We start from the raw sequence: 22,112 nt of genomic DNA, 5'->3' as shown, positions 1-22,112 counted from the left end.
AACGATGAACCGCTCTGGCGAGGAGGACGCTGCGATGACTATTATCTTCAAGGAAGAAACGTTCTACGACGACTTCACCTTCCGCAACTCGCCGGAGGCGGTCAAGCGCTTCCCCTTCCCGTTTCCCGAGGACAGCTACATGTACTCGGTGAACCTGGAGCCGCATAAGTCATACCGTCCGGGCAGCGTTTTCGAGCGGACGTTCGACGTCGATGAGCACTACGTCTCCGAGATGCGCGATCGTGCCCGCGTCCTTGCCGAAGATCCGTTGCGTTGTCAGTCGCTGCCGCACATGACCCTGGCCGGTTGGGATCTGCTCGAGCTGATCATGACCTCGAAAGCAGAAGAGTATCCCGAGCTTTTCGAGCTGCACCGCGACGGCGCCAAATGGCACTGGATCAACCGCCCGCTGGGCATCGAGCAGAAATTCACCTTCCTCGATGAGACCACATTGCCCTATGGCCCGATGGAGTACATTACGCGGCAGACCCAGGGCGACTTTGCGGTACTTGACCAACGCGACGACAACCTGTGGATGGACGCCGGCATGGTGACCACACAGGCCGACTGGAGCCTTGATTTCGACATCGGCATGAACTTCTTCGAGTGGCACGCCCCGGTGCCGAAAGCGCACGAGATGGGTATCTTCCAGCGGGCGTTGAAGTTCCTCCTGAACGTGCAGCAGGGTTCGCCGGCGCGCCGTCTAAACTGGACGATGACAGTCAATCCTCTGCTCGACACAAGCCCCGAGAACTATCACAAATGGGGCGTGATGAAGAAAGACCTGAGGCTGGAGAACGTGGGGCAAATGATGCATTTGCGCGTCGAGCTCCAGACCTTCTTCCGTCTTCCTCGCTCGAATGCCCTGGTGTTTCCGATCCGCTGCTACCTCATCAAGCTCGACGAACTGGTGACGGTGCCGAAATGGGCGAGGCGCTTCCATCGCGTCATCCGCGACCTGCCGGCGGAACTGGCGACCTACAAGGGCTTCATCTGCAATCGGCCCAAGATCGTGGAATGGCTGTCAAAATATGATGACGGTGCCCCGACATCGCCAGGCATTTGGCCGGACTGATCCGTACGGGCTCCCGACTGCGAACGCAGGCATCGGAATGGTCGCGTTGCTACGAGATGCCGCGCGACGGGCGCTGGAGTCTGGCGTCCCGGAGCGCGCGTCACGATCGAGCCGCTGCGCGATCCGGTATGGCCATAACCGTCTTTCGAACTTAAGTAGCGCATTCGTGGCGGTCCCCGCTCCCCTGAACGGTGGCGTGTCGAGCGGGGGGCTGGGTTTCCACCTATCTCGTTACAAGATCGCGGACGACGGCAAGGCGCTTGACAGCGATGGTGGCAAGCGCCTGCGCCCTGTCCCGAGCGGCTGCGAAAGCAGGTGTTCGCCCGCGCCGATGTAGTAGTCGGCCAGCTCCTCGCAGAGCGCATCCAAGGATCGCGGTGGCGGCCGCCCGACAGGCGCGCGGCTCTAAAGAGGATCCGATGCGAGATCGAGAGAGACCTTGCGGGCTTCGAGGGCAAGATCCCGGTATGTATTCTTGTTCCCTTTCATGTCGGCATATCCCTCAAGGCGCATGCAGACCTCCATCTCCAGACTGGACAGATCGTAGGGCTTCTGGATTGCCGGCCCCAGATGCCGATCTTTGAAAAAGGCTTTCCGGCGCTCTCGCCGCAGCGTCTTTGCGTGCTCCAGTTCCGCGCGTGCCATCCGTTCGGCGGCTTCCCGGATTTCCGGCGACGCCCCGTGGGCTGCTACATAGGACCAGAATGCGAAGGCGCGCTCCTCATTGCGGACGGCGATGGCCAGGGAGCGATACGCGTCAACCAATTCGGGGGAGACGAGCCAGATGCCTTCCTCGTCGAAACCGTCCTGCGGCACGGCATCGGCCGGCCGAATTTCGGGCGGTTTATGGGTGACCTGACGCGACCAGCCGGAGACCATGTCGGTATGGCCAGTCTCCTCGCGCACAAGACGATCGAACACGTCGGCTAGTTCTCGCCGACCGGCGCCGCGCATGCGCCTGGCCAAATCCGCATATCTGTCGGCAGATTCCTTCTCCATCGCCAGCGCGACGGCGAGAAGCTCCCCATCGACCGGATGCCGTTGGTTCAGATGCCAGCCGGTACATCGGATGTTCTTCCCCCAGGTTTGGCTGTCGACCATACTGGTTCTCTCAACGCCTTGAGCTTGGCGAAGGCCATTTCGATCGGGTTGAGATCGGGGCTGTAGGGTCGCAGGAAGTGCAGCCATGCGCCTCTTGCCCGGATGGCTGCCTCGGCGGCCGGACTCTTGTGGGCTGCGACATTGTCGAGAATGACGACATCGCCCTTTGCCAGCGTCGGATTCTAGTCCCTTTCTTGATCTTTAGGTTCGCCAGACCATACGAGAGAATACGAAGGAAATGGATTGGCGAACAGCCGCTAACATATTGTTTTTGTATAGAAAATAGTGACCCTCCGGGCCTACCATTGTCGTTATTTATCAATGCTTTATAGGGTGGTTCGCCACGAGGTTCGCCAAGCATCGGCTTGCGCGTTACGACGCGTACGACTCGATCCATCCCCTGCACAGCCAGCCGAACCTGCGATGCCTCTCGCGAATAAAGCTCTGCATGATCGATATCGTCATGACCGAGCACGTCCATAAGCTGCCTAGTCGAGGCCTCGGCTTCGGCGAGATCCGTTCATGCCGCACGAATTCGAAAAGTCTGGCAGAAGAATTGACGGAGATCAAAGCGCGATGCGGGCATACAATGCAAACTTTGTCTTTTGTTAATGTCCGATGACGGAGGGAACAGCCAATGGGCAAACGCCTCCTCCAAGTGATCGCTGCCATTGCGGTCGTCTTCGTTGCGGCGCAACTCGTTCGTCCCGACCGCACGAATCCGCCGACTGACGTTAGCCGCACCATTCAGGCGCATGCCGGGATAACCAGCGAGCTCGTGGCTGTTCTGGATCGCTCGTGCGGCGATTGTCATTCAAACGCGACCGTGTGGCCGTGGTACTCGAACATCGTCCCCTTCTCCTGGCTTATGGCGTACGGCGTCAACGAAGGGCGAAAGGCGGTCAACTTCTCAGAATGGGCCGGATACTCGCCGGAGCAACAACGGAAGCTGCTGGCCGAGTCTTGCCACGATGCAACGTCGGGCAAGATGCCCGGCTCGTATACCGCACTGCGTCCCGAGACTCGGCTCTCGTATCAGGACATCGATATGATCTGTGTGGCCGCGCAGAAAGCGGAAGTGGATGCGGGCCATGTGCAGTGAAGCGATGCAATCAGCCTTTCCGCGGCTCAGCAGCGTTCGCACAGGATCGCAGCCCTGTCGGTGGGACATCTTCGCTCTGGCATGGTTCGCCTTCAATTCGACCGTTGTGAGTTGGCGACGGGACGCATCTGCTGGCGGTCGCCACCGCGTGATAGATCGCCACGTTCCCTTTCCGCGCCTATCCAGCTCGCGAAGGGCCGTAGCAATCGCGAGCACTGAGCACGCGGGAGCGCTCGGCACCTCGGGCTGTTTGTAGTTCCTTCTTGGCCGTGACACGTATGAGATGGAGGACGAGCTATGAGTTACCTTGAATTGAGCGCGCACTTCACGGTCCGCCCGGGCTGCCTCGACGGATTCAATAAGCAGGCGGCCGAGTTGATTCGGATCACACGGGAAAAGGACACAGGAACACTCCGCTACGACTGGTTCCTCAGTAGCGATGGCACCGAGTGCGAGGTTCGTGAGACGTACACCGGCCCGGAAGCCTTGATCGAGCACAACAGGCATATCCTGCAAGCTCGTACCAAGTTATTCAACGAGTATGCCGACAATCACTTCATGATTTTCTACTCAGAACCTTCGCAATCGCTGCTCGATTTGCTGAAGGCTCACCAAGTCGGATTTAAGTGGTTCTCCTTCGTTCGAGGTTTGGAGTCTACGCCGTCCCGCATTCCTGGAACGGACCACGACGTCAAGCACGCGTTGTAAGCCGGATTGGGAGGCGCCGATGACTCCAACAAATCTTGAAGCCAAGGTTTCCGACTTCCTTACGCAAAGGCGGATCGCCGTTGCAGGCGTGTCGCGCAACAACAGCCATCATCCGGCCGGCAACCTTATCTATCGGCGGTTGAAGAAGACGGGGCATGAGGTCTTCGCGGTAAACCCGAACTTGCAGACCTTCGATGGCGATCCCTGCTTCCGCGACCTGCGATCGATTCCAGGTGGGGTTGATGGAGTCGTGATCGTCACGCGACCTGAAATCACCGAGAGCATCGTGCACGACTGTTCGGTTGCCGGGATCCGCCGCGTTTGGATGCATCAATCCCTTGCGAAGGGATCGAGTGTCTCGCCGCAGGCAGTCGAATTCTGCCGTCGACACGATATCAGCGTGATCGAGGGCGCCTGTCCAATGATGTACGGCGATGGCGTCGACTTTGGGCACACGTGCATGCGGCTGCTCATGAAACTGACCGGAAGGTTACCAAAATGAACCGCCGGCAGGTCGCGTGGATTATCATCCTAGTCGTCGACGTCGCATATATCGCATGGGGCGCGGGGGCCGCAGTGTCTCCCGAACATCTTCTAGGTCTAGCTGGCAAAGGGATTCTGCCGGCGGCCTATGAGGGCTACTCCGGCGGGTCTTGGTTGGAGCTTACGGGCACTTCCCCCATGATCGCGGGCTACATAACAGTGCTGTACCGGATGTATGGCATCTATTGCGTCCTGTTCGGACTTCTGGCCAGCGCCATCGCCGTAACGGCGTTCCGCCGGGGTGAGCCTTGGGCATGGTGGGCGTTGTTCATCGGAAACACGATCGCATTTGGGTCGGCGATAACGATGGATAAGATTGTGAATGCCATCGGCCCCTTCGAGCTAACGGAATACCTCGGCCTCGCACTCGTCTGGGGAGCGCTCGCCATAACACCTCCATTTCGTGCAGCATCAGCTGGGCCCGTTTGATCGGCGAGCTAAGCCAGCTTCTGCAAGGAGATCCGGGTGCCGATGCGGTGACATTCGGGACGCGCGAGGATCCCGTTCCTGGCACATCTCGACATGGTATGTCAGGATGGAGACGGCGGCCCGTGCAGCGCGACAATCTGGGAGAGAGGCTCACCTTGATTGCCGCGCCGTAGCAATCCGGACGCAAGGGCAAGTCAACGGCGCTTTCGGGCTTCGAACCTTGCGGAGTTTGACCGGGTGTTACGTCAGGTCCGTATGATCGACGGTGTGTCGAACAGCGAGACGAGCCTGTTGCTGAGCAGCGTATGAGGGGAGCATGTGACAAGCTGGCGGAGACCGGCTTCCGGCGGTGCGTCAAGGACATGCTCAATGGCTTCCAAGCGGAAGGAAACTGCACAGCAGCGCTGATCGCGGCGACGGCGCCAGCAGCCGGCACATCCCAGACCCGAACAGTCCGGCAAGATCGGCACCGATTTTCCATGCTCACCGGTAGAAACAGCGGAAAGGTAGGTCGAGCAGCCATGTGCAAGGAGGCCAAGAAGGTTGTCGTTTTGAAATCCGCAGGATTCCCGCAACACGGTCTTCTGGCGGACGAAGGCCGCAGCCATCGGGTTCCGCGAAATGGTTCCGAACCAAACTGGAGAATGCAGCGCCCGCAACGCCTTCAACGAAGCAGGAGAGTGATTTGCGGAATGGTAGAGCGGCAGGATTTGAACCTGCGCCCCCCAGACCGAGCCGTCCTGGTATCTGCTTTCCAAGGACGACCAGCTTGTGCCGCCGGCGGTGGTCCGCATGATGGCGCAACGCGCGAAGGCCGCCACCGTCGAGGTATCGGGCAGCCACGCCACCTTCGTCGCGCGTCCAGCCGCTGCCGCGAAGATCATCGAGCAAGCCGCCGAAGCCGAGGCGAAGTGCGAAGGACGAGCTCGCTAACTCGAGTTGAGGATCTATTCTACGAAACAGCGAGAGGTGAGGCTTCTATCTTACGCTGAAGCCGCCATCGGCCATGAGGACCGCCCCATTGATGATTCCGGTCCTCCGAGGCGAGGTAACGAGCCGCAGCGGCGATTTCGGCAGGCCTGGCAAAGCGTCCGACGGGGATATCCCTTCTGGCCTTTTCTCCCTTTTCGCCTGACCAGCCGACAAGCGCCATCGGCGTCTCAACCACTGTCGGTGCGATCGCGTTGGCAGTGATGCCGAACTTGGCCCATTCAATGGCCATCACCTTTGTCAGGTTGATCAGCGCCGCCTTGCTGGCACCATAGGCGGCATGCTCCTCGATGGCGACGACGCCGGCTTGCGAGGAGATGTTGATGACGCGGTGAAGCCTTGAGATAGGGCAGGGCAGCAGCAGCGACGAGCCAAGGACCCCGAAGGTTGATCCGCATCGTCCTGTCCAAGACTTCGATATTTGGTTCCCCGGCGGGAAAACGTACCTAGCCCGGCATTGTTGACGAGAATGTCGATGCCCATCGCCGTACCAATTCGGTCGACGACAGAAGCGATGGCGCCAGTGTCTTCAAGATCGAGCACGAAGCCTTTGTGGTCACAAAGTTGATCGGCGCAAGCAAGCCGACCGCGATCCGTGCGATCGAGGCGCTGACCGAAGCCAATATTCTCGTGGAAACTACAGGAAAGAAGCGCGACCGCAGCTTCGCCTATCGCGCCTATCTTGAGTGCCTGCGAACCGGAACGGAATTGGACAGCGGCGGCTGATCGCTACCAATCGCGAAATCATGCCAAGCAAAGCCCACATCCTAGGACCTTGCATGAAGCCCCATCCCGTGCCGCGTCCTTTGCTTAGGCGCGGAACCATAGGGAGCGATACGGGAAGATTTCCTATTTTGGCCCACGAAAAAGACAATGAAATCAGAGATGTGAATATGTCCTCCGGACCCCACCATTTGGTTGTCCAGTTTCGACGTTTTCGAACTCAGTATGATCTTCGTAGTTTGGAGGTTCGTCTCGGCGTTTGGTGAACCGTCGCTGTTGGGTTCAAAGTGGCCCTCGCGACGGTGTATGGACAGCAGGCCTGCCGCGTCCCCCAACTGGGATCACCCGCGCGTTCTTGCTCTCGAGTTCATCCAGATAATCGGCCCACCATTGCATCATCTTGACGCGCTCTTCCCAGTGTTCAGCCCGGGCGTAGGCGCGACGAACGTCGTTATTCTCAATGTGGGCGAGCTGCCGCTCTATGGCGTCCGGATGCCACTTGCCACATTCGTTTAGCAGAGTTGATGCCGTTGCTCGAAAACCATGCGCGGTAGCTTCTTCCTTGCCGTAGCCCATGCGGCGCAAGCGTGTTGTCGGAGATCGGACGCGAATCCGACCGAACACTGGGAAAGAGCAGGGATCCACCGCCGGAGATTTCTCTAAGCGAGGTCAGGACACTGACGGCCTGCCTTGAAAGGGGTACGCGGTGCGGCCGTCGCATTTTCATGCGTGCTTCAGGAATGATCCACACCGCGCTTTCGAAATCGAACTCTTCCCATTCTGCCGCGCGCAGCTCGCCGGGGCGGGGAAACAGCATTGCCATCAGCTTCAGGGCGGCTCTGGTTGTTGGCTGTCCGTCGAATGCATCGACCGCCCTCAGCAAACCTCCCAAGGCCTTAGGGTCGGTAATCGCGGCACGAGGCGTGACCTTCGGACTGATGAGTGCGCCCCTCAGGGCGATCGTCGGATCTCCCTCGGCGCGTGCGGTCGCGATTGCGTATCGAAACACGGTGCCGATGGTGGAGCGCAGTCGCCTAGCCGACTCGTATCGACCGCGAACTTCGACGCGACGAAGGGCGGTAAGGATGGTGGCCGGATCGATCTCCCGAATGCACTTGTCGCCGATTGTCGGATAGGCGAAGTCGAGGAGCCATTTGACCTTGCTGATCGTCCGGTCGGCACGTCCCTCCTTCTTCAGCTTCTCAACATATTCGTCCGCAATTGAGCGAAAGGAGTCCTTTGCCGAATCGGCCTTCCGCAAGCTGCGTTCCTTTCCAGGGTCTATGCCAGCCAGCAGGAGCCGTTTAGCGTCATCGCGCGCCTGCCGTGCCTCCGCGAGGGAGATAAGGGGATAGCTGCCCAGCGCAAGCAGTTTCTGCTTGCCGTCAAAGCGGTAGGCGACCCGCCAGAGGCGAGAGCCCGTGGGCTGCACCCATAGCTGCAGCCCGCCCCCGTCAGATAATTTCACCAGTTTGGAAGCAGGGCGGGCGTTTCGGCATTTCACGTCGGAGAGGGCCATTCGTCAGGTCTCCCTTGGCTGTTTCGATACCATCAGGATGTCGAATACCAACCGAAATACCATCCCCCCACCTCGTTGGACCAAACGCGCCCGAAGCGCTCCCAGCCCTGCTCAAATACGCCATTTGACAGAAAAAAATCAACAATTTCAGCGATTTGCAGAAACTGCAGCGTAGAAGTTTCGGCGAAAGTGAATGTAGGGAAAAGAGGGGATGGTGCCCAGAGGCGGATTCGAAGCGAAGGAAATCTGGCTTTGTTTCCAAATAGTTGACGCCCACACAAGAGCAGGGATAGCCAACAAAAATACCAACAAAATATTTCTGTGGATTGGTTCGGTTCCCGGAAATCGCTCTATTCGCTCAATGCCATCGCATCCCAACCTTATCTCAGAAGCGGAGCGTTGAGCAAGTCGCAGGTCCGCTGCTGCCTCCAATTTCCCCGAGATCTGATCGCCCTTACCACTTGAAGATGGCGGCGAGAGCGTCTTTCGACTTGACGCTTACGTCCTTGAAAATATTGAACTTTTCGCGGCATTTGTTACACAGTCTGTTACACGGCTACAGCGTTAATTTAAGCTCTCGGCATCTGAGCTCGCGCGCCCGAGCATCGACCTAATCCGATACTGGCTCGGGGCATCGTTGCTCCCGGAGCTTCAGCGTAGTCTCGCAAAAATTCCCAAGCCGCTTCGGGGCTGACGAGTCTGCGAAGCCGACGAGCGATAGGCAATACCGAGACGCAGACATTACGTGACGGCACTTGATATTGCAGTGCAGCAAGCGTAGAGCACCGCCCGCTTATGGGAGTGTCGTCCATGGCCCTTACCAATGCTGGTAACGAGGCAGAACCTGTCGAACAATCGAGCCATTCTGAGGTCGAGCAGCACAGCACCAAGGTGCTGATGCTGGGCGCGTTGGGCGTGGTTTACGGCGATATCGGCACCAGCCCGATCTATGCATTCCGAGAGGCGTTGCACGCATCGGCCGGTGGCAACGTCGCCAACCGTGGCGACATCCTCGGCGTACTCTCGCTGATCATCTGGTCGCTGACGATCACCGTCACCATCAAATACATCATGTTCGTGCTCCGTGCCGACAATCGCGGCGAGGGCGGGGTGCTGTCGCTGATGGCGCTGGCGCGCAACAGTTTCCCGACGCGCTCGGCGGTGATCCTCGGCATCGGCATTGTCGGCGCGGCGCTTTTTTTCGGCGACGCAGTCATTACGCCGGCGATCTCGGTGCTGTCGGCGGTCGAAGGTATGAATGTCGTCACGCCGACCTTCCAGCCCTATGTGGTGCCGCTGACACTGGCCATTCTGGCGGTCGTGTTTGCGGTACAGCGGTTTGGCACCGGCGGCGTAGGATTGGTGTTCGGGCCCGTTACCGCGCTGTGGTTCCTGGCCATCGGCCTTTCCGGCCTCAACCACATCATGGACGACCCGGAAATCCTGCTGGCAATCAGCCCGCATTATATCGTGTCATTCCTGATCAACTCGCCCGAAGTCGCCTTCGTCACGGTTGGTGCGGTTTTTCTCGCCGTCACCGGCGCTGAGGCGCTCTATGCCGACCTCGGCCATTTCGGGCGCAAGCCGATCGTGCTTGCCTGGCTGGCCATCGTGTTTCCTTGCCTGTTGCTCAACTATGTCGGGCAAGGCGCCTTCGTGCTGGCGAATGGCGGTGTCGTCGGTCATCCCTTCTTCGAGATGAACGAAGGCCGGATGCTTATCCCGATGGTGGTGCTGGCGACGGCGGCGACCGTGATCGCCAGCCAGGCGGTGATCTCCGGCGCTTTCTCGCTGACCAGGCAAGCAGTGCAGCTCAACATGCTGCCGCGCCTGGAAATCCTGCATACGTCGGAAAGACAATCCGGCCAGATCTATATGCCGCGCGTCAACATGCTACTGGCGCTCGTGGTGATGCTGCTGGTGGTCGGCTTTGGCGAATCCAGCAAGCTTGCCTCGGCCTACGGCATTTCGGTGACAGGCAACATGCTGGTGACGAACATACTGCTTTATGTCGTCATGACGCGCATCTGGAAATGGCCGCTCGGCGTCGCGATAGCCTTAATGGCGGTGTTCGTCTTCATCGATACCGGCTTCTTTGCAGCCAACATCGTCAAGGTATTCGAAGGCGGCTGGGCCTCGCTTGCCATTGCCGCAGTGATCGTGATGACCATGTGGACTTGGATAAGAGGCACCAGGTATCTATTCGACAAGACGCGCAGGAACGAGATTCCGCTCGATTCCCTTGCAGGCAATCTGTTGAAGAGGAAACCGCAGCTGATGTCCGGTACGGCCGTGTTCCTGACCAGCGATCCCGCCAGCGCGCCGACCGCGTTGATGCACAGCCTGAAGCACTACAAGGTGCTGCACGAACAGAATGTCATCCTCTCGGTGGTGACGGCGCAACAACCCGTCGTGCCCGACAGTGACCGGGTCAAGATGGAAACGATCAACGAGCTGTTCATGCGGGTGACGCTGACCTTCGGCTATATGGAGCAGCCCAATATCCCGCGCGCGCTGGCGATCTGCCGCAAGCAGGGCTGGAAGTTCGACATCATGACGACCTCTTTCTTCCTGTCGCGGCGCTCGCTCAAGGCCTCGCCCAATTCCGGCATGCCGGTCTGGCAGGACAAGCTGTTCATCGGGCTGGCGCGCACGGCGGCCGACGCAACGGAATATTTCCAGATCCCGACCGGACGCGTCGTCGAGATCGGAACACAGGTGGCGATTTAGTGCATGCCGCAGTTCAGCAGCTGAGAAGCCACTTGAGCGTGTCCATAGAAAGCGCCTCACTGAATACCAAACATCCCCATCCTCTGTTTGGTACGTTTCCAACTCTTGATATCTTGGAATTGACCAAGGATCGCTGCTTGGGTTCTGTCTCGGGAGGCGCGACTTCGGTGAGCAGAACTCTAGCAGCCCTTTCCCAGACTCTCCGCATGAATCGGAGTAGCCTGCTTCCATCGGCGATTTACATGTGGCATCGCCGTTGAGCGACGGCCACCCTTCCGCCCTAATGGGAGGAACAGCTATGGTCAGTAACACCAGCTCAATGAGTGGCATTGCCTATCCCAGCGACCTGGCTTTGTTGAAGCAGGTCTTTGATCGTGTCTGCGCCGAGGCAGGTATCTCCGTTAGTAGCATGCAGGCGGAGCGCCTGAGCGTGAGCGTAATGGCACTGTTCTCGGACGGCGAGTTCGATGAGGCCGTTCTTTATGAACGCCTTAAGCTTGATGCCCGCTCCTTGCCCAGAACGGGCAGCGTATGACCTCCGATCATCAGGAAGTCCTCACGAGCCTTGTAGCTCGTTATGAAACCGTAGTGTCGATACAGGACCGGATCGTTGAGCACGACCGGCGTTTCGGGCCTAGCATCCGAATTGGATGAAGTCCTACTGGAGCGGCTGCTCGTCTCGTTACGGAAGGCCCGCGTCGCCCTGGAGCTGGGCGGTGATCAGGGTGGATTTGCGGCGATAGCGTTCCTCGACGATTTCGAACAGATGGAAGCGCTGTTGGTCGGTGAGGCTGTGAGTTCCGAAGTCATGAGGATGAGCAGTTGCGCGCGGGTGAGTTTGTCGATGAGGCGTGGGAAGCGGCCATCGAGACGAGCGAGCGCCAAATCCTCGAACAGGCGCGGCACGCGCACATAGAGCACGGAATGATCGAGCCGTGCCGCTTGCCGTCCGAAGGCGCAGGCCAGCCACGACTTGCCGGTTCCGGTCTGGCCGGTGACGATCAGGTTCTCACGAGTTTTCAGCCATTTGCCCTGGGCGAGCGCCATGGTGCTGCGCCGGTCGAGTCCGCGCGGCGCGGCAAAGTCGATGTCCTCGATGCAGGCTTCGGGAAAGCGCAGCCTGGCTGAGGCGAGCCGGTTCCGGACGCGCTTGTCGGCCCGCATGGCGACCTCGCGGTCGAGCATCAGGCCGAGCCACTCGTCACGGCTGAGTTCGTTGGCGTTGTTGCGTTCGGCCAGTTCGCGCCAGGCGGCAGCCATGCCGGCCAGACCGAGGGCCTGCATCTGGTCGAGGGTAGGGTTCGTCAGCATTCTTTCTTTTTCCTTCACGGTAATAGGTGGAGCCGCGGATGTTGGCGTCTGGGGTGTCGGCTTTGCCGGTTCTGCGGAGCTGGCCCGGTCGAGGCCGGCTTTGAGGATGGCGGTGACGGAGGAGTAGGCGATCGCGTTGATCAGCAGCGCCCGCTCGCAGGCGGCATCGAGACGCTCCGGCCCATAGCGCGGCGCCAGCGACAGGATGCCCATGGCCGAGCGATATCCCTGTTCCGGATGCGGCCGGTCGCGCATCATGCGCTCGACCAGGATGGCGGCGTTGGGGCCGATCCTGGCCGCCCTGCTGATCAGGCTGGCCGGCGTGGTGTTGGCGTAGCGCTGGTGCGCCTTGGGCATGTGTTCGTTGACGGTGACATGGCCGGAACGCTGTGAGCGACGGACATGGCTGGCGACACGCTGGTGATCGTGGAAGATCTCGACCACTCGATGCGTGAGCCGCACCTCGACGGTGCGCCCGATCAGCCGGTGCGGCACCGAGTAAAAGGTCTTGTCGACCTCGACATGGTAGTCAGGATGGACCTTCGCCGACTTCCACTCGGCGTATTCGAACGGTGCCGCCGGCAGCGGCTTCAAGGCAGCCGCTCGATCTCCCCGAACAGTTCGCGGCGGCTTTGGCCGACATGGCGCATCGGCCGGTTGTTCAGCTCCTCGAGCAGTTCGGCGATCGCCGCGTTGAGCTCGGCGATCGAGAAGAAGGATCGGTTCCTCAGCCGCGCCAGAATCCAGCGCTCGACAATCAGCACCGCGCCTTCGACCTTGCCCTTGTCGCGCGGCTTGCGGCTGCGGGTCGGCAGGATGGTGGTGTCGTAATGCTCGGCCATCGCGGCAAAGGTCGCGTTCAGCGTCGGCTCGAACCACAGCGTCTTGACGACACCGGCCTTCAGGTTGTCGCACACGATCGCTCTGGTGACGCCGCCGAAGAAGGCGAGCGCTCGCACCTGGCCCTCGATCCAGTCCGGCAGCTTCTGGCTGGAGCTGGCAAAGGCGAAGGTCAGATTGGAGGCGCCCAGCACCGCGACAAAAATGTGCGCCGGGTAAATGATGCCGGTCGCCGGATCGATCACCGGCACCGTCTGCCCGGCATAGTCCGTCTGCATCACCGCGCCCGCCGCATGCCGGTTGCGGAATGTCGCGCTCGTCCGGCGCTCGAAAGCGGCGAAGTGCTCGCAGAACCAGGTGTAGCCGTAGCCGTCGGGGTTGGCGGCGCGATACTCCTGCCACAACAGCGTCAGCGTCACCCCCTTGCGCTTCAACTCCCTGGCGATCAGCGCAAAGTTCGGTTCGCTTAGGTCTTGCGGCGGACGACCGGCACGGCCAAACAGCAGCCGCTCAAGTGTCGCGTCGTCGTGCGATATCGCTGGCTCGCCTCGTGACCGATCGGGATAGGAGCGATGCAGTCTTTCTGGGGCGGATGAAGGAACCTTTGACACGGTTCGGAATACACCGCGTCGTGACGCAATATGCCGCCATGGCGAGAAAAACCGTGCCGACCGTGGCCACGAAGCGCGTCAGGCCGTGGCCACGAAGCGCGTCAGCCCCATACGATTCGTCACACGACAGCCGTCCACCTCCTGCGTGCCGGCGTCGATATCGACACGATCCGCGCCTGGCTCGGCCATGTGTCGTTGGACACCACGCACATCTACGCCGAGGTTGATCTGGAAATGAAGGCAAAGGCGTTGGCCAAGGTTGAAGTCAGCGGCTTGAAAGAGCCCCCACGGCAGCGATCTCTGCCGTCATTAATGGCATTCCTGAAAGCCCTGTAGCGAACTACCATCGCCGTTCTTCTTATGTGGCGGCTTGGGCCAAGGAAATCACTGACATCCTTGGCTCATCCCCCGGAGACGCAACATAAATTTGGCCGCAACATAACAGGTGAAGTGTTATGCCGAACATATTAGCCGCTTCTGCGAACTCTTTCGCAGTTTCGAGCAGCGGCTTTCGCCGATGATGCGCCAGGAGCATGCGGCCGGCGACAAGGTCTTCGTCGACTATTCCGGCAAGAAGATCCCGATTGTTGATCGCAAGACCGGTGAGATCCGCGAGGCAGAGATCTTCGTGGCAGTGCTCGGCGCATCCAGCTTCACCTTTGCGGAGGCAACTTGGACGCAAACGCTCCCGGACTGGATCGGCTCGCATGTCCGGATGTTTCGTTTCTTCGGAGGCGTTCCCCGGCTGATCGTTCCCGACAATCTGAAGTCGGGCGTCAGCAGCGCCAGCTTCTACGACCCCGAGATCAACCGCAGCTAGGGGAGGGGATTTCGTTGACCATCGGCCGGCAGAGGAGCGGGCCGAGCGTTTCGTGACATGACCGAACGGAATTTCGTCCGGCTGCGCAAAAAGGTGCCCTGTCGAGACTTACTTGTTAGCAGGGACGAACTCGTGAAGAGTTAAACGACTGATAAGGCAACATTATCATTCGTTTTATGATGCCGACAAGCACAGCGCTTTCTGCGCAAATAGATTGCTAAAAGCGCCGTCATGACTCATCGTGCTTGCGATGATTCTGCGACCCAACCCCTCTCTGTCTCGCCGTGGCGTGCTTGGCGGCGCCTCTTCGATCGCACCGATGGCAACGGTGCCGACCTGGGTTGCGCGGGGCCGCCCTCGACACCCAAACGGTTGCGGGACAAGGCATCGAGGACATTGCAGTCACGGCCGGCGCCGCCATCGGCGCGCTCGATGCGGTGGTCCGCCGGCAGGAGCGGTGGGCCGGCGCCTGGCGGCAGCGCCTGGCGCTTTCGGCGGCTGCGGTCACGGCACGGCAGGCAGGGCGCGTCGAGGACGAAGCGGCCTTGCGCGATGCCGTATTGCTCACAAGACCGGGCGGCAATGTCGGTCCCGCCGGCCTTTTCTTTCTTGCTTGGCGGCGGCTGGCATCTCGGCCAGCGGACGATCTGCTAACGGAGAAAAATGTCGCGGCGGTGCTGGAAGATCTAGGTCTCACGCTCAACGATGAGGCGGTCAGCGATCTGACGGACGATCTGCGACAGCTTGCCGCCAACACCGGCACGGTCGAAACGCTGGTCGGGGCCTTCGCGGCCGCGGAGCGTTACGGCCTCCGGCGCGTTCTCGGAGCCTGGCTTGCCGATGTCTTGCTCGCGCAGCGGCTAGGCTGGACACATGCAATCCCTTTGTTGGGCGCCAAAGCGACCTTAGTTGTGGGTACGTGCCGGGCGCGTCGACCAGTGACTGCCGCTCTGGCTGCCGGCGCCGAAACGGAAGCCGATTGGGCCAAAAGCCTGCTGGCCGCGCAGGCGCGCGCTGCGCTGCGCGCCATTGATCTTTTCGCCGAACTTGAGCGCCGGGCGGACCGGCTGCTTGCGGTTGCGCCGAAACTCAGGGCCAAGGCGGCGGACGTCGTCGTGGAAAAAGCTGCTCTCTGACGACGCGATCGTCGCCTCAGAACAAAGCGCCGGCATGAGCGATCGCGGCCTGCGCCGCCTGTTCGACCGGCTGGTCGAGCTCGGTGCCGTGCGTGAATTGTCCGGCCGCGCTACCTTCCGCATCTACGGGCTGTGAAGACAATGGCGGAGAGTGCACGTAGGCGAGGAGGGAGCCGGCCAGATGACCGTCGATCAGCTGACCAGCTGTTTGACCGGGAACTGGATCATCTGCCGCCGGAAGCGCGTTGGCGTGAATGGATGCACCGGGTCGAAGCAACGATCTTCGCCGCTAGCGAGCCGGTCGACCGCGAAATGCTCGCCCGCATCGTCGGGAAAAGCTGCAGCATTGATCTTCTCATCGACGACATCCGCGAGGAGCTGCGCGGCCGCCCTTACGATCTGGTTTCGGTCGCCGGCGGCTGGAAACATTTGACCCGGCCTGCCTATGCAGACGCCATCCGTGCTGCTGTAGGTGGAAGTGGGAAGACGGCCGACCTTACGCAGTCGGAGGTTTTGGTGCTGATGTGCATCGGCTACTTCCAGCCGATCACCCGCGCCGAACTGTCGTCTTTCTTCGGCAACGAGATCAGTCGCGATTTTATTGGTCATCTGCGCGGTGCCGGCCTGATCGCTTCCGGTCCGCGCAGCCCAACGCCGGGCGCGCCCTACACCTATGTGACGACAAAAGAATTCCTGCTGGAGTTCGGGCTCGACACGCTGCGCGACCTGCCGGATTTCGAAGCCCTCGAGGACGCTGGACTGCTCTCGAAGGAGAAGCTACTCGCAGGTGATATCATGCCAGGATTATACAACGACGAGGAAGAGCATGCTTAGCGTCGGCACTGATGAATAATACGCTGCCTGGCCGGTGGCCGCAGTTCGCGGCGTCCTCAACAGGATCTACGACCGGGGTTCGCGAGATGACGTGAGGAGACGCTGTCGGGCGTGGGGCGTTGCCTAGAAAATGGTGGGGGGAAATATGCCTGTAGCTCGTATTGAACGTGTCATTGGCGGTTTGGTAACCGCGTGGGCCGAGCCCGGTTCTGATGGCTACTTTGCCTGCCATCACTTTGGATCTAACGTGCATCCAGCCCACCTCTCCAGTTTGGATGAGGTGGCGGATTTCCTACGTTCGCATCTCGGCAGCGGTGTTCGCATGAACCCCGGCTGGGTCAAGATTGTACGGAACATCCACATCGATGGGGTTTTGCTCCGCTGATCGGCGCGAGCCGTTCTGGAGAGCCAAAAACGCCGGTGGCGGTGAATGATGGGTCACTCGCAGGCGCGCTGCCTGGTGTGAAGTTGTATCCATCGAGAGTGCTATTTAAGCCGCCGGACGGACCCTGGATAAGCAAATCATCCCAAGAAAAATCCTAGACAAATCATGAGACGGCGCTTCTAATTGCTGAGCCGACCGAAATAGCGGGTTGCGCATGTCTCTCAGTGCTTTGGGGGTTATTGCGAGAGACAGATTGCAATTCTGAACTCTGTTATAACGGCAAGGATACCCAGGGTTTGGGGGAGGGGATTTCGTGATTATCGCGGATAATGAAACCGCCATCGACTACCTGTATTACGAGACGGTCGCTAAAACGGTCGTCAAGCTGATCAGGCAGAAGTCGAAGGAACCGTTGACGATCGGGTTGCACGGCGACTGGGGAGCGGGCAAATCCAGCACGCTGCTGATGATTGAGTCGGCATTCAAGGGACAGACAGACACCCTGTGTGTCCGGTTCAACGGCTGGCTGTTTGAGGGATACGACGACGCGAAGGCGGTGCTGATCGAGACGATCGTCGCAGCCCTCCTCAAGGAGAGGTCCGGGATCGCCAAGGTGGCGGACAAGGCCTGGGACGTCCTGAAGGCCGTCAACTGGATGAAGGCCGCCCGCACCGCAGGCAGCCTGGCGTTCACCATGGCGACCGGGATCCCCGGTCCGGACCTGATCCAGGGGATTGGTTCGATCGCGGGCAAGGTGATTAGCGATCCCAAGGCCTACCTGACCGGCGACGTGTTCAACAAGGTCATGGACGGTGCGGCGGAGCATTTTAAGGAGGCCGCACCTTCCGAGACGACGCCGCAACGGATGCACGCCTTTCGCGAAGACTTCGAGGAGCTGCTGGAGCGCGCCAAGGTCGACCGGCTGATCGTCTTGATCGACGACCTCGATCGATGCCTCCCGCAGACGGCGATCGCCACGCTGGAGGCTATCCGCCTGTTCTTGTTCGTGCCGAACGCGGCGTTCGTCATCGCCGCTGACGAGGGCATGATTGAATATGCCGTGCGCAACCACTTTCCCGATCTCCCGGCGGCGGCGGGGCCTACAAGCTACGCGCGCAACTACTTGGAAAAACTGATCCAGGTTCCGTTCCGCATGCCGGCACTTGGCGCGTCGGAGACCTTGGTCTATCTCACCTTGCTGCTCTATCTGGCCTCCGGCGTCAGCGACAGTTCGGTGGAGTTCAAGAGCCTGCTCGAGGTGGCGCGCAAGGCCTTGCAGCGGCCCTGGCTGGGCACCGGCTTCGACCGAGACAAAATCAAGGCGAGGCTGGGGTCCATACCCTCCGATCTGGATGCCGCCCTGCAGCTTGCGGCGGAGATTACGCCGATCCTAACCGAGGGCGCCCACGGCAATCCCCGGCAGATCAAACGCTTCGTCAACACCATGGCCCTGCGCGTCGAGATCGCCAGCGAGCGCGGCTTCCAGGACGATATCAAGCAATCCGTCTTGGCCAAGCTGATGTTGGCGGAGCGATTCGCCCCGGAACTGTTCAACGCGATCGCCCGCGACGCGTCCGCTGACGGCTCCAAGACCATCTCGATCCTCGAGCGGAAGGTGACCTCGAAGGGTGGCAAGGACGCCGATGATGATCCCATGGCCGACTGGCCCAACATCGAGTGGGTCAAGCGCTGGGCGGCGATCACCCCGCCGCTGAACGGCATCGACCTGCGGCCCTACGTGTTTGTCAGCCGCGACCGCAGGACGTCCGCCGGCATCGGTGTCGCCGGCGGCCCCGTGGAAGCCATGATCGAGCGGCTGGCGACGTCGACTCTCGGCGTCACGCAGGTGACGAAGGCCGAGGTGGCTGCGCTCACGCCCGAAGATGCCAACCGGGTGTTCCAGGGCCTCGTGACGAAGATTGATCAGACCGAAGATCTCGGCAAACGGCCGCCGGCGGCCGAGGGTCTGGCGCGCCTTTGCGGAGACCGGCCGGAACTGCGCGAACCGCTGGTTGCATTCCTCGGACGACTGCCGGTGAGCAAGATCGGCGGGTGGGTGGTTAGCGGCTGGGGTGTGGCGGTTGAGGGTCCGCAGGCGCAAGAGTTCGCCGAGCTCGTGGGAGAGTGGGCAACGCAGACCTCGAACAAGCCACTGAGCGTCGTCGCGTCGCTGCAGCTGAACCCGAAGTCGAAGAGAAAGTAACATGGGAACCTCCGGCACCAAGCCCAGTTCCCCCCGGGCGCTGCTCCCAACCTGGGTGGACGACGTCGCCGCGTCGACCCCGTCGGCCCCGCCCCTTCCGACACCGCTTCCCGTGCCCGCCCCGCCGGGGCAGCCCGGAGCAACTCCGGTTCCTGCCCCGTCGGGCACACCGCCGAACCCGGTTCCCGTGCCACAGCCGCTGCCCCCGCTGGCGTCACCGGCGGCGGGCAAGCCACTCGGCTCCGCTCGCTCGGATTTCTCCCGTGCGGCCCGCTCGCGCGGGGGTGGCGGCAGGGACCTGAGGCGCGCCGCCGGCAAGTACGTCAGAGCCATGGGCGGTGCACGCAACGCTGCCCGTGCCATGGCGCCGTCCCGCAGGGTGATGACTGGCCTGGGACAGCTGTTGGGTCAGGTGGCGCAGAACGGCCCGGCTGCGGCTCTGCGGTTCTTCAACCTGCAGAGCCTCGTCGGCGCCCCGATAGCCGACGTCTTCCTCGCCCTCACGGACCTCCTGTGCCCTGACGGCGGGACGATTGATGAGGCCATTGCGAGGAACGCGATGCTCGAGACCGTGGGCGAGCTCGGCGCGGCGGGAGATCTGCCTTTCGATGGCGCCACGCCCGACGTGCTGGACGCCGTGTTCACCGGTGCGCTCGCACGCTCGATCGAGACCAAGCTGTTCAACGAGATCGGGGGCAGGTCCATACGGCTCCCGACCGACGTTGCCGCGGTCGAGATCATTCAGAGGACGCTGCACGACTTCATCCAGGGCACCGTCCGCGATCGCTTCGCGGCTGCGGGCGGCACGCTGGCGTCAGTTCCCTACGCGGGCGTCGAGGCCTTCGTCCAGGCCATCTACGAGCAGTCCTTCGAACTGATCCGCATCCTGGGGGATAGCGCATGAGACGTTTCGTGTTTGTCGGCCGCCTGGGTGCGGCGGATAACGGGGCCGTGCCGGTCGTCCAGCCGGACGCGACGCCGGTGACGGTCCAGTTCGTGGCCGCGAACAAGCGGCTCGATTACGGCATCGGCAACGCGCTGCAGACGTTGGCCGACCTCGGTCTCCGGCGGACGGAAACCGCGATCGACCTCGTCATCGTCGCCGCCATGGTCAACGCGGCCGACACCCGCGTCTCGCGCTCCGCGAATGCACAGGACGGCTGGACCCGGGAGCTGGACCTAGTGGTGCCGGTGCGTGAGCCTGACTTGTGGGCGGCGCAGGGAGCGTTGCTCGCCCGCACTCTCAGGTTCTTGACGGGCGACCATTGGCGTATCGTGTTCAGGGCACGGCCCGCACCCTTTGCGACGATCGCAACGGCGCGGCCGTCGCTGGGCCTCGCCGAGCCGGACGAAGTGTGTCTGTTCTCCGGCGGTCTGGACAGTCTCGTCGGGGCGTTGGATTTCCTGGCCGGGGGCGGGAAGCCGCTTCTGGTGAGCCATTACTGGGATTCGGAGACGAGCAAGGCGCAGACGTTGCTGCTGGACTTGCTGCGCAAGAATTACAAAACAAACGAGCCGTTGTCCCTGCGGGCGCGCCTCGGCTTCGACCGCAACCATGTCGACACCGGCGAGGTGGAAAACAGCCAGAGGGGGAGATCCTTCCTGTTTTTCGCGTTGGCCATTTTGGCGGCTTCGGGGCTGACGTCTGACGCCCCGGTCCGCGTGCCCGAGAACGGCCTGATCGGCCTCAACGTACCCCTCGACCCGCTCCGCCTCGGTTCGCTCAGCACCCGCACCACTCACCCATTCTACATGGCGCGCTTCAACGAGTTGATGCGGGGGCTTGGCATCGCCCGGCGTCTGGAAAACCCCTATCGCCACGTGACCAAGGGTCAGATGGTCAGGGATTGCGAGGATCCGGCGCTGTTGCGACGGGCCATTCCCTCGTCGATGTCGTGTTCCTCGCCGGCGAAAGCCCGCTACAGAGGCCTGCCACCGCAGCACTGCGGAACGTGCGTCCCCTGTCTGATCCGCAGAGCATCCCTGGCAGCCGGCCTGGACGCGAACGAGTCGGATACGACACCCTATGTGGTGAAGGATTTGGCGGCGCGTCGTCTCGATACGCTCGAGGCCGAGGGCGAACATGTGAGGTCGTTTCAGCTGATGGCGGAGCGGTTACGGCGGAATCCGCGGGCCGCAAAGGCCCTCGCGCGCATCCCCGGTCCGCTGACCGACGAGCCGTCCGAGATTGACGACTATGTTGACGTCTTCGTGCGAGGGATGCAGGAAGTGGCCCATTTCCTCGAACCCGTCAGGGCGAAGCCTAGCTGAGCATGTCTGCACCACGCCTCGTCGATTTCCACAGTCACCTGGACCTGTATCCAGATCCGGCCGCGGCTATAAGAGCCTGCGAAGAGGCTAAGGTGGCGACGCTCGCGGTGACGACGACGCCGAAGGCGTTCAGGCAGAACATGAACCTTGCAAAGGGCGCCGAGTTTGTGCGCATTGGGCTCGGCATTCACCCGCATCTTGCCGAGCAGCGCTGGACCGAACTGCCCCTGTTCGAGGCGCTGTTGCCCGAGACGAGGTATGTCGGCGAAGTCGGTCTCGATGCGAGCCCCGCACACTACCGCTCGATCGATCGTCAAGTCGACGTCTTCAGGCGTATTCTAACCTCCTGCCAGAGGGCGGGGGACAAGATCCTCTCCGTGCATAGCGTCCGCACGGCGTCGAAGGTTCTCGACCACATCGAGGAGCTGCTTCCCAAGGGCAGTGGCAAGGTGGTGCTGCACTGGTTCAGCGGATCGGTCGCAGACGCGCGGCGGGCTGCGGCTCTCGGGTGCTATTTTTCCGTCAACCAGGCCATGTTCAGGTCCGAGCGGTCAGTGGCTCTCCTCGGGACCTTGCCGCTCGACCGGCTGCTCACGGAGACGGATGGTCCCTTCGTGGAGGTAGATGGTTCCCCCGTCACGCCGGGCGGCGTGGACGAGGCCGTTCGCATGCTTGGCGACGTTGTGGGCCTGGGCGCCGAGGAGATGCGGCGCGCCATTTTGAATAATCTAAAGGCAGTTTTGGAACGGTCCGCAAACTGACGATTCCACGCCGACCCGAG

19 protein-coding genes and 8 pseudogenes are annotated in these 22,112 nt (G+C 61.2%); 20 read left to right on the top strand and 7 right to left on the bottom strand.

The features are described from left to right. Positions 1-34 precede the first annotated feature (34 nt). Positions 35-1,075 (top strand): DUF3445 domain-containing protein, encoded by a 1,041-nt coding sequence (locus EJ070_RS02855; protein ID WP_126089965.1) that lies wholly within the window; start codon positions 35-37, stop codon positions 1,073-1,075. A 405-nt stretch (positions 1,076-1,480) separates the two neighbouring features. Here EJ070_RS02855 and EJ070_RS02850 read toward each other — a convergent pair whose 3' ends face one another. The 3 genes and pseudogenes from EJ070_RS02850 to EJ070_RS02840 all read right to left on the bottom strand — a co-directional run. Beyond that, positions 1,481-2,176 carry a ferritin family protein gene (locus tag EJ070_RS02850; protein ID WP_189350332.1) on the bottom strand — a complete coding sequence of 232 codons (696 nt, stop codon included), beginning with the start codon at positions 2,174-2,176 and terminating at the stop codon, positions 1,481-1,483. Beyond that, positions 2,122-2,355 (bottom strand): annotated as a pseudogene (locus tag EJ070_RS02845) (transposase); the annotation flags it as partial. The gene EJ070_RS02850 and the pseudogene EJ070_RS02845, both read right to left, overlap by 55 nt. Before the next feature lie 197 nt (positions 2,356-2,552). After that, positions 2,553-2,690, bottom strand: a pseudogene (locus EJ070_RS02840) (integrase); the annotation flags it as partial. Positions 2,691-2,813: 123 nt separating this feature from the next. Here EJ070_RS02840 and EJ070_RS02835 point away from each other — a divergent pair. The 6 genes and pseudogenes from EJ070_RS02835 to EJ070_RS02810 all read left to right on the top strand — a co-directional run bounded on the left by EJ070_RS02835 (position 2,814) and on the right by EJ070_RS02810 (position 5,891). Next, positions 2,814-3,278, top strand: a complete 465-nt coding sequence (locus EJ070_RS02835) for a heme-binding domain-containing protein (RefSeq protein ID WP_126089963.1) — start codon at positions 2,814-2,816, stop codon at positions 3,276-3,278. A gap of 297 nt (positions 3,279-3,575) precedes the next feature. Beyond that, positions 3,576-3,986, top strand: a complete 411-nt coding sequence (locus EJ070_RS02830; protein ID WP_126089962.1) for an antibiotic biosynthesis monooxygenase — start codon at positions 3,576-3,578, stop codon at positions 3,984-3,986. Between the two features lie 19 nt (positions 3,987-4,005). Next, complete coding sequence (locus tag EJ070_RS02825; RefSeq protein WP_126089961.1) at positions 4,006-4,488, top strand: CoA-binding protein; 483 nt, start codon at positions 4,006-4,008, stop codon at positions 4,486-4,488. After that, entirely contained in the window at positions 4,485-4,958 is a 474-nt protein-coding gene (locus EJ070_RS02820; RefSeq protein WP_126089960.1) for a hypothetical protein, read from the top strand. The genes EJ070_RS02825 and EJ070_RS02820 overlap by 4 nt, the downstream gene beginning before the upstream one ends. A gap of 207 nt (positions 4,959-5,165) precedes the next feature. Continuing rightward, positions 5,166-5,267, top strand: a pseudogene (locus tag EJ070_RS02815) (Lrp/AsnC family transcriptional regulator); the annotation flags it as partial. 483 nt (positions 5,268-5,750) lie between these two features. Then, on the top strand, positions 5,751-5,891 hold the full coding sequence (locus EJ070_RS02810; RefSeq protein ID WP_189350330.1) for a hypothetical protein: 141 nt from the start codon (positions 5,751-5,753) through the stop codon (positions 5,889-5,891). 19 nt (positions 5,892-5,910) lie between these two features. Here EJ070_RS02810 and EJ070_RS02805 read toward each other — a convergent pair whose 3' ends face one another. Continuing rightward, the gene (locus EJ070_RS02805; RefSeq protein WP_245464912.1) at positions 5,911-6,240 is read right to left on the bottom strand and encodes an SDR family oxidoreductase; all 330 of its coding nucleotides are present in this window, start codon (positions 6,238-6,240) and stop codon (positions 5,911-5,913) included. 272 nt (positions 6,241-6,512) lie between these two features. Between EJ070_RS02805 and EJ070_RS02800 the strand changes: the two genes are divergently transcribed. Beyond that, entirely contained in the window at positions 6,513-6,674 is a 162-nt protein-coding gene (locus tag EJ070_RS02800) for a hypothetical protein (RefSeq protein WP_189434390.1), read from the top strand. 279 nt (positions 6,675-6,953) lie between these two features. On the opposite strand, the pseudogene EJ070_RS02795 reads toward EJ070_RS02800, so the two are convergent. Further along, a pseudogene (locus EJ070_RS02795) lies at positions 6,954-8,190 on the bottom strand (integrase arm-type DNA-binding domain-containing protein). An 810-nt stretch (positions 8,191-9,000) separates the two neighbouring features. Here EJ070_RS02795 and EJ070_RS02790 point away from each other — a divergent pair. Both EJ070_RS02790 and EJ070_RS02785 read left to right on the top strand, forming a co-directional pair. Beyond that, positions 9,001-10,920: a potassium transporter Kup gene (locus EJ070_RS02790; protein ID WP_091600265.1), complete on the top strand. Its 1,920-nt coding sequence runs from the start codon at positions 9,001-9,003 to the stop codon at positions 10,918-10,920. 298 nt (positions 10,921-11,218) lie between these two features. Continuing rightward, positions 11,219-11,455 carry a hypothetical protein gene (locus EJ070_RS02785; protein WP_091600251.1) on the top strand — a complete coding sequence of 79 codons (237 nt, stop codon included), beginning with the start codon at positions 11,219-11,221 and terminating at the stop codon, positions 11,453-11,455. Between the two features lie 174 nt (positions 11,456-11,629). On the opposite strand, the pseudogene EJ070_RS02780 reads toward EJ070_RS02785, so the two are convergent. Both EJ070_RS02780 and istA read right to left on the bottom strand, forming a co-directional pair. Then, positions 11,630-12,231 (bottom strand): annotated as a pseudogene (locus EJ070_RS02780) (ATP-binding protein); the annotation flags it as partial. Positions 12,232-12,247: 16 nt separating this feature from the next. Further along, positions 12,248-13,649, bottom strand: a pseudogene (gene istA, locus EJ070_RS02775) (IS21 family transposase); the annotation flags it as partial. 63 nt (positions 13,650-13,712) lie between these two features. Between istA and EJ070_RS36925 the strand changes: the two are divergent. The 10 genes and pseudogenes from EJ070_RS36925 to qatD form a co-directional block, all read left to right on the top strand. Next, a pseudogene (locus EJ070_RS36925) lies at positions 13,713-13,850 on the top strand (hypothetical protein); the annotation flags it as partial. Positions 13,851-13,877: 27 nt separating this feature from the next. Then, complete coding sequence (locus EJ070_RS36920; protein WP_236473399.1) at positions 13,878-14,018, top strand: hypothetical protein; 141 nt, start codon at positions 13,878-13,880, stop codon at positions 14,016-14,018. A gap of 133 nt (positions 14,019-14,151) precedes the next feature. Beyond that, positions 14,152-14,499, top strand: a pseudogene (locus EJ070_RS02765) (IS21 family transposase); the annotation flags it as partial. Between the two features lie 287 nt (positions 14,500-14,786). Further along, positions 14,787-15,638 carry a DUF1403 family protein gene (locus EJ070_RS02760; protein ID WP_348639584.1) on the top strand — a complete coding sequence of 284 codons (852 nt, stop codon included), beginning with the start codon at positions 14,787-14,789 and terminating at the stop codon, positions 15,636-15,638. 34 nt (positions 15,639-15,672) lie between these two features. Then, entirely contained in the window at positions 15,673-15,774 is a 102-nt protein-coding gene (locus EJ070_RS37600; protein WP_329608780.1) for a DUF1403 family protein, read from the top strand. Positions 15,775-15,779: 5 nt separating this feature from the next. Next, the gene (locus EJ070_RS02755; RefSeq protein WP_091600266.1) at positions 15,780-16,472 is read left to right on the top strand and encodes an SMC-Scp complex subunit ScpB; all 693 of its coding nucleotides are present in this window, start codon (positions 15,780-15,782) and stop codon (positions 16,470-16,472) included. Between the two features lie 698 nt (positions 16,473-17,170). Beyond that, entirely contained in the window at positions 17,171-19,060 is a 1,890-nt protein-coding gene (gene qatA / locus EJ070_RS02750; RefSeq protein WP_091600253.1) for a Qat anti-phage system ATPase QatA, read from the top strand. A gap of 1 nt (position 19,061) precedes the next feature. After that, positions 19,062-19,964: a Qat anti-phage system associated protein QatB gene (gene qatB / locus EJ070_RS37595; RefSeq protein WP_348639583.1), complete on the top strand. Its 903-nt coding sequence runs from the start codon at positions 19,062-19,064 to the stop codon at positions 19,962-19,964. Continuing rightward, a complete protein-coding gene (gene qatC / locus EJ070_RS02740; RefSeq protein WP_091600255.1) occupies positions 19,961-21,331 on the top strand; it encodes a Qat anti-phage system QueC-like protein QatC in 1,371 nt (456 codons plus the stop codon). The genes qatB and qatC overlap by 4 nt, the downstream gene beginning before the upstream one ends. Positions 21,332-21,333: 2 nt before the next feature. Continuing rightward, on the top strand, positions 21,334-22,092 hold the full coding sequence (qatD, locus tag EJ070_RS02735; protein WP_126089957.1) for a Qat anti-phage system TatD family nuclease QatD: 759 nt from the start codon (positions 21,334-21,336) through the stop codon (positions 22,090-22,092). The last annotated feature ends 20 nt before the right edge of the window (positions 22,093-22,112 follow it).

Origin of the sequence: Mesorhizobium sp. M1E.F.Ca.ET.045.02.1.1 (genome assembly GCF_003952485.1) — a bacterium.
Classification (GTDB): Bacteria; Pseudomonadota; Alphaproteobacteria; order Rhizobiales; family Rhizobiaceae; genus Mesorhizobium.
This window is presented reverse-complemented; position numbering and strand designations above follow the sequence as displayed.